This window comes from Sphingobacterium composti, assembly GCF_009829075.1.
Lineage (GTDB): Bacteria > Bacteroidota > Bacteroidia > Sphingobacteriales > Sphingobacteriaceae > Sphingobacterium > Sphingobacterium composti.
This window is the reverse complement of sequence record NZ_WUQZ01000004.1, coordinates 149,092-161,215: the sequence shown is the minus strand read 5'-3', so window position 1 is coordinate 161,215 and position 12,124 is coordinate 149,092. Positions and strand designations below refer to the sequence as shown.

At 35.6% G+C, this 12,124-nt stretch carries 8 protein-coding genes; 7 read left to right on the top strand and 1 reads right to left on the bottom strand.

Features of this window, described 5'->3' with window-relative positions:
- Positions 1-34: 34 nt before the first annotated feature.
- Positions 35-796, bottom strand: coding sequence for a DeoR/GlpR family DNA-binding transcription regulator (locus GOQ17_RS04550; RefSeq protein WP_159635423.1), 762 nt, complete (start codon positions 794-796; stop codon positions 35-37).
- A 128-nt stretch (positions 797-924) separates the two neighbouring features.
- On the opposite strand from GOQ17_RS04550, the gene GOQ17_RS04545 reads away from it, so the two are divergent.
- The 7 genes from GOQ17_RS04545 (at position 925) to glpT (ending at position 11,963) form a co-directional block, all read left to right on the top strand.
- The gene (locus GOQ17_RS04545; protein ID WP_159635420.1) at positions 925-2,490 is read left to right on the top strand and encodes a glycerol-3-phosphate dehydrogenase/oxidase; all 1,566 of its coding nucleotides are present in this window, start codon (positions 925-927) and stop codon (positions 2,488-2,490) included.
- A 33-nt stretch (positions 2,491-2,523) separates the two neighbouring features.
- Positions 2,524-4,026, top strand: a complete 1,503-nt coding sequence (gene glpK, locus GOQ17_RS04540) for a glycerol kinase GlpK (protein ID WP_159635417.1) — start codon at positions 2,524-2,526, stop codon at positions 4,024-4,026.
- Positions 4,027-4,048: 22 nt separating this feature from the next.
- Complete coding sequence (locus GOQ17_RS04535) at positions 4,049-4,774, top strand: MIP/aquaporin family protein (RefSeq protein ID WP_159635414.1); 726 nt, start codon at positions 4,049-4,051, stop codon at positions 4,772-4,774.
- Positions 4,775-4,887: 113 nt separating this feature from the next.
- Positions 4,888-8,118 (top strand): SusC/RagA family TonB-linked outer membrane protein, encoded by a 3,231-nt coding sequence (locus GOQ17_RS04530; protein ID WP_159635411.1) that lies wholly within the window; start codon positions 4,888-4,890, stop codon positions 8,116-8,118.
- A 19-nt stretch (positions 8,119-8,137) separates the two neighbouring features.
- Positions 8,138-9,601 (top strand): SusD/RagB family nutrient-binding outer membrane lipoprotein, encoded by a 1,464-nt coding sequence (locus GOQ17_RS04525; RefSeq protein WP_159635408.1) that lies wholly within the window; start codon positions 8,138-8,140, stop codon positions 9,599-9,601.
- 107 nt (positions 9,602-9,708) lie between these two features.
- Positions 9,709-10,620 (top strand): glycerophosphodiester phosphodiesterase family protein, encoded by a 912-nt coding sequence (locus GOQ17_RS04520; protein ID WP_236537054.1) that lies wholly within the window; start codon positions 9,709-9,711, stop codon positions 10,618-10,620.
- A 2-nt stretch (positions 10,621-10,622) separates the two neighbouring features.
- Entirely contained in the window at positions 10,623-11,963 is a 1,341-nt protein-coding gene (gene glpT / locus GOQ17_RS04515; RefSeq protein WP_159635405.1) for a glycerol-3-phosphate transporter, read from the top strand.
- Positions 11,964-12,124 lie beyond the last annotated feature (161 nt).

Below are 12,124 nucleotides of genomic sequence, written 5' to 3'. Positions count from 1 at the left end.
TAAACAAAAATTTTTAGAATTTGTTTACGACAATCTATTTACAGACAATAGTCTGAATACCCATCGCGTCAAATAATTCTTGAAATGGTTTTGGAATATCGTCGCTAATGACTACATCTATATTTGAAAAATCTACAATTTTACCAAAACTTTTACGTCCAAATTTGCTGGAGTCCGCCAAAACAATTACTTGTTGAGCGACTGAAATCATTTTTTGGTTTAATAAAGCTTCCTGTGCATTAGTCGTTGAAATACCATATTCTAAATCAATTCCATCGACACCAAGGAATAGCTTAGAGCAAAAGAATTGATCCAATATATGCATCGCATATTGTCCCGTTACAGATGAAGAAGTATGTCGTACACTTCCACCCAATTGTATCACTTCTACATTAGCATGTTTTAATAATTCTAATGTAACATTCAAAGCTGAGGTCACTACTGTCAGTTGCTCTTGTGGAGCAATTTGACGAGCAAAGAATTGTGTTGTCGTACCTGAACCAATAATAATCGAGTCATTTGCTGTAATAAATTTCGCAGCTGCTTTAGCAATTTCAATCTTCTCCTTTTCATGTAATTTTTCCTTTTCTATCACGGAGCGATCCGTTTGATAAGGATTTTGCTTAGTCACACCTCCATGCGTACGATACACCAATCCAGAATCTTCTAAAAATTGTAGATCCTTTCGAATTGTTACAGAAGATACACTTAGACTTTCGCATAGTTCTACTACCGAAACATGTCCCTTTTGATTTACTTCTTTAATAATGTACTGGTGGCGTTCGACGTTATTCATAATGGTCTAATTTAGAAATTAATTCCAAAACGAAAGAAAAAGAAAAAATAATCTTCTTTTCCTTTCGTTTATTTACGATTATTAGTACTTTTATTGCGATAACCATAACACAATTACATCATATCAAAATGAAATTTACTAGAAGCGAAGCGATTAAAAGCATTGAAAGCACTCCAAAGTGGGATATTACGATTATAGGTGGTGGTGCGACAGGACTGGGTATAGCTGTAGATGCCGCGTCAAGAGGTTACAAAACATTACTTGTTGAGAAATATGATTTTGCAAAGGGCACTTCGAGCAAGAGTACGAAGTTAGTTCACGGAGGAGTTCGTTATTTGGCAAATGGCGATGTAAAATTAGTAATGTCAGCATTGAAAGAGCGTGGGTTAATTTTCAAAAATGCGCCTCATGTTTCTTTCGTTCAAAGCTTTGTAATTCCTTCATACAGTTTATTCGGAAAAATGAAATTCTTGATAGGCTTGAAATTATATGATTGGTTAGCAGGAAAACTTCGTATAGGTAAATCTACTCTATTAAGTAAGTCTGAGGTTATCGAAAAACTTCCAAAAGTAAAACAGAAGAATCTAATAGGAGGTATCCAATATTTTGACGGTCAATTTGATGATGCCCGTTTGGCATTAAATCTCGGGCAAACGGCTGTTGAAAACGGTGCTGTAGTATTAAATTATGCAGAAGTATCCGCGATTACAAAAGATACCAGTGGTAATGTCACAGGAATTGAGTTTATAGATAAAGACTCAAACAAAAGATATGCTATAAAATCGAAAGCTGTAATTAATGCTACAGGAATATTCGTTGATGATATATTGAAGCTAGATGTGTCAGCACATAAAAATTTGGTAAGACCAAGTCAAGGAGCACATATTGTTATTGACAAAAAATTCTTAGGAAATATAGACGCTTTAATGATTCCTGAAACTAGTGATGGACGCGTTCTATTCGGTGTGCCATGGCACGACAAGGTGTTATTAGGCACAACAGATACGCCATTGAATGCACACCAGATTGAGCCTAGACCACTAGAAGAAGAGATCGAATTTATTCTTAGTACAGCTGATGCATATCTGGATAATGCTCCAACAAGAAAAGACGTACTAAGTGTGTTCGCAGGTTTAAGACCATTAGCTGCTCCTACTGACAACGATAGTAACAGTACGAAAGAAATCTCTAGAGATCATAAATTAATAACCAGCATATCTGGACTTATTACAATAACTGGTGGCAAATGGACCACATATCGCAAAATGGCAGAAGAAACCGTTGATCTGGCAATTTCGAAAGCTGGTCTGATACCACAGCCTTGTAGAACTACTACCCTACAAATCCACGGATACTCCACAGAAAGACGTGAGGGACATTGGCAAGTGTACGGTTCAGATACAGATGAAATTCAAAAATTAGTTAAAGAAAATCCAGCATTAGGAGCTAAATTACATCAAAACTATAATTTCATTGAAGCTGAAGTGGTATGGGCGAGCCGAAATGAAATGGTTTACAATATTGAAGATTTCTTGGCGCGTAGAATTCGATTCCTTCTATTGGACGCAAAAGCATCACTTGAGGTAGCGCCTCGTGTAGCACAATTAATGGCTGCCGAATTGCAAAAAGATGAAAACTGGATTAATGCACAAACCGAAGCATATTCCGCGTTAGTAAAGAATTATACACTTTAAAATTAATAGTAAACACTATAAACCAAATTTGATATGAAAAAGGAATTCATTCTTTCCTTAGATCAAGGTACAACGAGTTCTCGTGCTATCCTATTCAACCACGATGGGGAGATTGTGGAGGTTGCACAAAAAGAATTCAAACAAATTTATCCTCAATCAGGATGGGTGGAGCATGATGCACAAGAAATTTGGTCAACGCAATTAGCCGTGATGACCGAAGTTGTTGCTCAAGCAAACGTAAAACTTGATTCTATAAAAGGTATTGGTATTACCAATCAACGTGAAACCACTATTGTATGGCATCGTAAAACAGGTAAACCTATTTATAATGCTATTGTTTGGCAAGATCGTCGAACAGCTGATTACTGCAAATCCATTGCAGAAAAAGGTTTAGACACATTAATTCAAGAAAAAACAGGTTTACTTATTGACGCATATTTTTCTGCTTCTAAAATTAATTGGATTTTAGAAAATGTTGAAGGAGCACGTCGTATGGCCGAAAATGGAGAACTTGCTTTCGGTACGGTAGATTCTTGGTTGGTTTATAACCTAACTAAAGGAGAAAAACACGTTACAGATGTATCCAATGCATCGCGTACATTACTTTTGAATATTAACACCTTAGAATGGGATCAAGAATTATTGGATATTTTCGAGGTTCCTAAATCTATGCTTCCAGAAGTAGCTAGCAGTTCTGAATTATACGGGCATACTTCTCTAGAAATTGGTAATGTGAATATTCCGATTGCAGGTATTGCGGGAGATCAACAAGCAGCACTTTTTGGTCAACTGTGTACTGAAGAAGGTATGGTGAAAAACACATACGGAACTGGTTGCTTCATGTTAATGAATATTGGTAATAAGCCGGTTGTTTCGAAAAATAAATTGGTGACTACGATTGCTTGGAAAATTGGCGATGAGGTGAAATACGCATTAGAGGGAAGTATTTTTATTGGTGGCGCAGTTGTACAATGGTTACGCGACGAATTAGGAATTATTAAAAAATCTTCTGAAGTAGAAGCTTTAGCGACAAGTGTTTCAGATACGAATGGGGTTTACTTAGTTCCCGCTTTCTCAGGTTTAGGGGCGCCTCATTGGAATGCTAATGCTCGCGGAACTATTGTGGGTTTGTCAAGAGGCTCAAAAGATGCACATATTGCACGTGCTGCTTTGGAAAGTATTGCTTACCAAACGCACGACATCTTAAGAGCAATGGAAATTGATTCAGCGAATAAAATACAAGAATTACGCGTGGATGGAGGAGCTACGAACAATAATTTCCTAATGCAATTCCAAGCTGATATTGTGCAAACTAAAGTAATTCGTCCAGCAATCACAGAAACTACTGCCATGGGTGCAGCATTTTTAGCAGGATTAGCAGTAGGCTTTTGGAATGATATTGAAGAATTGAAATCGCTGTGGAAAGAAGATAAAGCATTTGACCATGCTGCAGATGAAAATTCAAATAAAAAGCTGTTGCGTGAATGGAAAAGAGCAACGGAGACAGCTAAATTTTGGGCGAACTATAAAGATTAATTTATACTAATTGACTCATATTATGACACCTATATTAGCTGAATTTATTGGCACAGCAGTAATGATACTCCTCGGGGGTGGAGTTGTTGCGAACGTTGTTCTGAGTGGAACTAAAGGTCACAATTCTGGTTGGATTGTAATTGCAACTGCATGGGCTGTTGCTGTATTCGTCGGTGTGACCATAGCTGGACCATACAGTGGCGCACATCTAAATTGTGCTGTAACATTATCCGTATTGATTATGGGGAAATTAAGTGTATCTGCTGCGTTAAGTTATATGCTGGCTCAACTTGCAGGTGCAATGGTGGGCGCATTTTTTGTTTGGGCTATGTACAAAGACCATTTCGATCAGACCCAAGATGCTGGGGCAAAACAAGCTGTTTTCTGTACTGCACCTGCAATCAAAAATTTACCAAGAAATCTACTAAGTGAAATCATTGGAACTTTTGTATTGATCTTTACAATATTGCACTTTAAAGATGCTGAACTAGATTCTACTACGCCGATTGGGTTAGGTTCTATTGGTGCTTTGCCAGTAACTTTTCTAGTATGGGCTATTGGTTTATCACTAGGCGGAACAACAGGTTATGCAATCAACCCAGCAAGGGACTTAGGACCTAGAATAATTCATGCATTAGTTCCTATTAAAAATAAAGCTTCTTTTAATGCAGATTACGCATGGGTTCCTGTTTTTGGACCATTTATCGGATCTGCTTTAGCTGCTGGACTTTATTTGTGCATACATTAATAAATTATAGAATTAACAAAAAACTATTTAAATATAACCTAGAGGCTTAATATTGAGTTAACACTGATTTAATATTAGCTTCGCACATTTGCGAAAAACATTTAGTACTACTTATGATTAATAATGTTAAGAGGTGGAATGGAGATAATTCATTCCAAAGGAGAGTTCTTTGGCTTGCTTTAGTGACAAGCCCATTTGTAGGAAGCACGTTTGCATCCGAAAATTTTATTGGTAAAGAATTATTTGTTCAACAATCCATTAAAATTAGTGGTAGAGTATTGGATGCCAATTCAAGACAACCATTGCCTAATGTTACTATTACAGTGAATGGAAAAAGTACGAGTACGACCAATGCTACTGGAGTATTTACTATCGACATTCCAGCAGGAGCAGATGTTAGATTCAATTTAATTGGTTATGAATCATTCTCTCAAAAGTTCAATCAAAGCTTATCGAATAAAGAAATCTTATTAAGTGAAGCTTCAAATGATTTGGACGAAGTTGTGGTGACAGCTTTGGGTATTGAAAGAGAAGCAAAAGGCTTAGGGTACGCTGTTACAACAATCAAAAGTGATGAACTAAATAATGCTGCCAGCTCGAATTGGAGTGATGGATTAAAAGGTAAAGTAGCTGGTCTAAACCTGACACAAGCAAGTTCTGGTCCAGTAAATTCAACTCGTATCAACTTACGTGGAGACCGCTCGTTGTCAGGAAATAATGAAGCTTTAGTTGTAATTGATGGAATTCCTATGGTTAACGGCAAACTGAGCTCAGGCGTGAACGATGCCTATGGTATTGGTGGCTCAGATGTTCCTATTGACTTTGGTAATGGTCTAAGTGATTTAAACCCTGAAGATATAGAATCAGTAACAGTTTTAAAAGGAGCAGCAGCAACTGCACTTTATGGATCACGTGCAGGCAATGGAGCTTTAATTATAACTACAAAATCAGGTAAAAATAGAAAAGGACTAGGTATCAGCTTTAGCTCGAACAGCAGTATCAATGATGTATTACGTTGGCCTGACTATCAATATGAATACGGACAAGGCACAAATCAGCGTAATGCGGCAGGAGAATTATTCTATTCGTTTGGTCAATCTGAAGATGGACCAAATACAGGCAGCACGTCAAGTGCATTTGGTCCAAAATTCAATGGTCAATCTTATTTCCAATATGATCCTGCTACTGGTACTCAATCCACTGAAAGATTGCCTTGGGTTCCATACGAAGATAATATTAAAGGATTTTGGCAAACTGGATCTACCTTGATGAATACATTAGCTATTGAAGGCGGAACGGATAAGTATTCCGGTAGATTCTCATTAGGTCACACTAAAAATAAATGGATCATGCCGAATACTGGATTTGAGCGTCTTGTTGCAGCTGTCAATAACAAATTCTCTGTGACTGATAAACTATCGATTTCCTCAAGAGTATCATACACAAATAAATCAAGTGATAATTTACCTGCTACAGGTTATAATAATCAGTCTATTGCTTATTTTATGATATTCCAAAATCCAAACATAGATCTGGATATCTATAAGCCCATGTGGCAACCTGGAAAAGAGCAAATTGAACAGATACACCCATTCAGTTCCTTCATTGATAATCCTTATATTATTGCTTATGAAATGACTAATGGCTTGAAAAATCATAACATCGAAGGTAATGTTCAGTTGAATTATAATTTTTCTGATAAATGGGATTTCATGTTAAGAACTGGCTTGAATTACAGACAGGATTTCAGAGACATGAAACGACCATGGGGTACTGCTCAGTATACACAAGGATACTACAAAGAACAAGACGCGAATTGGCTAGAGCACAATACGGATTTCTTAGTTAATTATCGCGAACAATTAACTGATAAAATTAAAATGACTGTAGGTGCGGGTGGTAATATTCGTAAAGAAGAGAGCAATTCGAAAAGTACCTCAGCGACAGGTTTGATGCTTCCAGGTATATTTAAATTATCTAATGCATTAAATAATTTGTATGTACAGCCAACTAAATACGAAAGACAAGTTAATGGTTTATATGCATTAGCGAACTTCTCTTTTGATGATATGATTTTTTTAGATTTAACAGCAAGAAATGACTGGTCTTCGACTTTACCAAAAGGTAATAACTCGTATTTCTACCCTTCTGTTACTTCAAGTTTTATTCTATCTGATATTTTCAAATTGCCTAGTCAGGTTAGTTTCTCTAAATTAAGAGTATCTTTCGCTCAAGTTGGTAGCGATACAGAACCATATAGGCTTAAAAAGGTTTACAGTCAGAATATTTTCCCAGGTTCTGTTACGCCTCCAAGTACACAAAACAATAATGATTTAAAACCTGAAATATCAAATTCATTCGAAACTGGTTTGAATTTCTCTTTATTTTCAAATCGATTAACTGCAGATGTGAATTATTATTACAACACTACAGTCAATCAAGTATTACGTGTACCTGTAGATATTACTACAGGATATAGCTATTCTTTCATCAATGGAGGAAAAATCAAAAATGAAGGTATAGAATTGATGTTATCAGGTAAACCATTTAGAGGGAATTTCAAGTGGACACCAACAGTGACTTGGTCGAAAAATTACAATGAAATTCTTGAATTAAGTAAAGATCTAGAGCTAACGCAACAAACAATCATGTCAAGTGGATCTGCTTCCATTATAGCGGTAAAAGGCGGTACAACAGGAGATATTTGGGGAGCCGGATTGGTAAGAAATGAAGAAGGTCAAGTCGTATTTAATGCTAGCACAGGACATGCTTTACGTTCTCCTGTAAAATACATCGGTAATGCATATCCATCATGGAGAGGTGGCTTCCAAAATGAATTTAATTACAAAAACTTAACATTAAATGTGTTAGTAGATGGTCAATATGGTGGTATAATTTATTCGCAAACACACCATAAAATGACTGAGCAAGGAAAATTAAGACATACTTTGAAAGGTCGTGATGAAGGTGTGATTATCGGAGAAGGCGTTGTTCAAAATGCTGATGGAAGTTATTCTCCAAATACTAAAGAAGTAGCAGTACAATCGTATTATAGTGATTACTACAGACGCGCCAATGTAGAAACAAACAGTTTAGATGCTTCATACCTTAAGCTAAGAGAGGTACGTTTCCAATATGCATTCCCGAATACTTTCGTCTCTAAATTGAAGATGTCACAACTTTCATTAGCGTTGTATGGTAGAGATTTATTTATGATTTCAAAATTCCCAATTTTTGATCCTGAGACAGCATCTTTGAATGGTGCTGATATCATGCCAGGTGTTGAAATGGGACAATTACCAACGATGCGTACATTTGGTTTTAGTTTGAACGTGACATTATAAGAAATCATATTAATTTATCATGAAAACATTATTAAAAAAACATATACTTCCAATTTTCTTAGGTTCATCATTAGTCATGACTTCTTGTAGTCATTTTGAAGATATGAATATTGACCCTAACAATATTGACCGTGTAGTACCTGGTAGTCTTATGGCACCGTTAATATATGACATTGCTTCTTATGGGAGTACTAGAAGTTATGACTTTACATGGCAATTAATGCAAGTTAGTTTTCCTTACCCATCTACTGCAGTAGGTGTACATCGTTATGACATCACTCCTACTGCTGGTAACGGATCATGGAACAAAAGCTATACTTGGTTAAGAAGTGTGCGTGAACTTGAAGAAGCGGCTGTTACAGCCAATCAACCGCTCTATTTAGCTGTAGCTAAAACCTTAGAAGCTTATACCGTTTCTATGTTAACTGATGCATTTGGAGATGTTCCTTATTCAGAAGCAATTAAATTGGATGAGAATATTTCCACTCCTAAATTTGATAAACAGGAAGATATCTACAAATCCCTAATTGCCAGCCTAGAAGAAGCTAATGATATTTATGCTACGGCTGTAGGTGCCATGACAGGTAATGATATTCTTTATAATAATAATAAAGATAATTGGCGTAAATTCAATAATTCATTACTAATGCGCTTATTATTACGTACGAGTAAAAAAGCGGAAATGAATTCTTATGCACGCTTGAAACAAATAATTGAAAATCCTACTAAGTACCCAGTTTTTACAAGTAATTCAGAAGCTGCAATTTTAAAAGTAAGTGGTCTAAGTCCATTTGACTATGCATGGAATCGTAGACAGGATTACACACTAAATCAAGTAAAAGCAGAGTTTTTTGTCGAGATGTTAAATAAATATAATGATCCACGCAGACCGTTTTTCATGACTGAAGCCAATGTTGGAACTCCAGCGACTAATATAGGTTATAAAGGAATTCCTGCAGCCCACAATCCTTCAGCAACATTTACATTTAGTCCAAGCGTTCCAAACCCAGACTTAATGATTCCAGAAACATTAGGAACTCCAGTACATGAAATTATTATGCCTTATGCTGAGGTAGAATTCATAAAAAGTGAAGTATATCAGCAAGCTAATGATAATGTTAAAGCGGAAGAAGCTTACAAAAAAGGAGTAATCGCTGGAATAACGCAGTGGATTGGAATTACTGCGCCAACAAATGCTTACTTTGACAACCTTGCTGTTAAATATGATGGGACATTAGAAAAAATTATGAACCAAAAATATATCGCTTTATATATGTGTGATTATCAGCAATGGTTCGAATACAGAAGAACAGGATTCCCAATTCTTCCTAAAACTGAGCACATGCTTAATGATGGAGTGATGCCAAAAAGGTTTATGTATCATGATAGATTACAAATTACGAACCCTGAAAATTATAAATTAGCTGTACAAAACTTAGAATTTGGTGACTCTCCTCTTTCTAGAGTATGGTGGGAAAAATAAAATTTATTTTCATTAAACAAGAAGTATTTGGAGACAAATACTTCTTGTTTTTTTCAATATGTGTACTTTAGTAACACCTCAATTGTTAACCATCAAAACAACTAACTATGATAAAACGTTATAATATTGCAATGATAGTACTAGCAACATTGTTTATTAATACATCATGTGCAGTGAAAAAATCTGTAAATATGGATTCCTTATCATTCCCTACTTTCGCTTACGAAGGTCATCGCGGAGCGAGAGGTCTTTATCCTGAGAATTCTATTGGAGCCATGAAAGTTGCTATTGACTTACCAATCGTGACTACATTAGAAATGGATTGTCACATCACTAAAGACAAAAAAGTAGTCGTTTATCATGACGATTTCTTGAACCCAAAATTCGTTACGTATTCAGATGGTAAAGAACTTTCTGGTAATGATGATAAAGGTTTGATTTACGATTACACCTATGATCAATTACAAAAATTCGATATCGGATTGAAAGGCAATGTTGATTTTCCACAACAAATAAAAACTGCAACAAAAATTGATTTACTAGCAGATTTAATTGAGGAATCTGAAAAATATGCTAACTCTAAAGGTAAAAAGATGTTTTATAACATCGAAACTAAGAGTAACGAAAAAAAGGACAATAAAGCTCACCCTGAGCCAAAAGAATTTTCCGATTTATTACTCAAAGTAGTATACGATAAAGGAATTGCCCCACGTACTGTAATTCAATCTTTTGATAAACGCACAATTCAATATATTAATAAGCAATATCCGTCTATTCGAACATCTTATTTAATAGATGCTAAAAACACAAAAACTCCCCAAGAATTAGTTGCAGATTTAGGATTCAAACCTTTTATTATAAGTCCTAACTATAAAATTGTTACCAAAAAATTTGTTGACGAAGCGCATATATTAGGGATAAAAATTATTCCTTGGACAGTAAATACAAAAGAAGAGATTGAAGCATTAAAAGCGTTGAAAGTGGATGGGATTATTTCAGATTACCCTAATTTATTTTAATTATGTTTAATTTTTTCAAACCTGCTCCTCACAAGAGTCGTTTACCTGAAAGTCGTATTGATCCGGAATACAAAAAGTTAAGAATTCAAGTATTTACAGGTATATTTTTCGGTTATGCAGCTTATTATTTTGTTCGTAAAAATTTCTCTTTTGCTGTTAAAGATTTACAAGATGTATTAGGCTATTCTAAAGCTGAATTAGGTATCGCGATGTCCGCAATTTCTATTGCGTATGGGCTTAGTAAGTTTTTGATGGGAAATGTTTCTGATAGATCAAATGCACGCTATTTCTTACCCGCTGGATTAATTTTATCATCTCTTACAATGATTTTCATGGGCTTTTCTCCATTGGCTACATCATCTGTAGGGATAATGTTCGTTCTATTATTTATCAATGGATGGGTACAAGGAATGGGTTGGCCAGCATGTGGTCGTGTTGTGGTCCATTGGTTCTCGATAAAAGAAAGAGGAACGACGATGTCTATTTGGAATCTAGCACATAATGTTGGTGGTTTCTTAGTTGGTCCCTTAACTATTTTAGGAGTAGAGTTGTTTCTAGATTGGGAAGCACGACTATATTTTCCAGGTCTTGCTGCTTTAGCTGTTGCTCTATTATCAATTCTTTTAATAAGAGATACGCCTCAATCTTGTGGTCTCCCACCTATCGAAGAATATAAAAATGACTACCCAAAAACTTACGAAGCAAGTCAAGAGAAAGAACTTACAGCTAAAGAAATCTTTTTCAAATATGTATTCAATAATAAATTGTTATGGTTTATTGCTATTGCAAATGCCTTTGTTTATTTAGTTCGAAATGGTATCGTAAACTGGGCACCAACTTTCTTGCAAGAAGCTAAGAATTTCACAGCTTCGGAAGCGACTTGGTCAGCATCTTTCTATGAGCTAGCGGCAATTCCCGGTACTATCTTATGTGGGGTGATGAGTGATAAACTTTTTGGTGGACGTCGTGCACCGGTGACTATTATTTACATGATTTTCACCTTTGTAGCAGTATTGGTATATTGGTTAGCACCGGGAGATAATCAATGGGTAGTTAATATTTCATTATGGTCAATCGGATTCTTGATCTATGGTCCTGTTATGCTTATTGGTGTACAAGCGTTGGATTTAGTTCCTAAAAAAGCTGCTGGAACTGCTGCTGGATTGACTGGTTTATTTGGTTATTTCATCGGAGATTTATTGGCAAATGCTGCATTAGGAGCTGTCGTAGATTTCGGAGGTTGGAATGGCGCATTTGAATTAATTCTAGCAGCTTGTCTGTTAGCTATTTTATTTACAGCTTTCACTTGGAAGCAAGAAAAAACATTTTTAAGCGGTAGATAAGAAGTAACTTTTGATTGTAGATAAAAAAGTCTTGTGAACCATTCACAAGACTTTTTTGTTATTTTTGTATAGTCAAAAATTTGATAAGGTATGAAAAAGCAGTTTTTCAAAATATTAAATAACATAAACAAGTCTATCTTGCCGAGATACAGTAAACATGA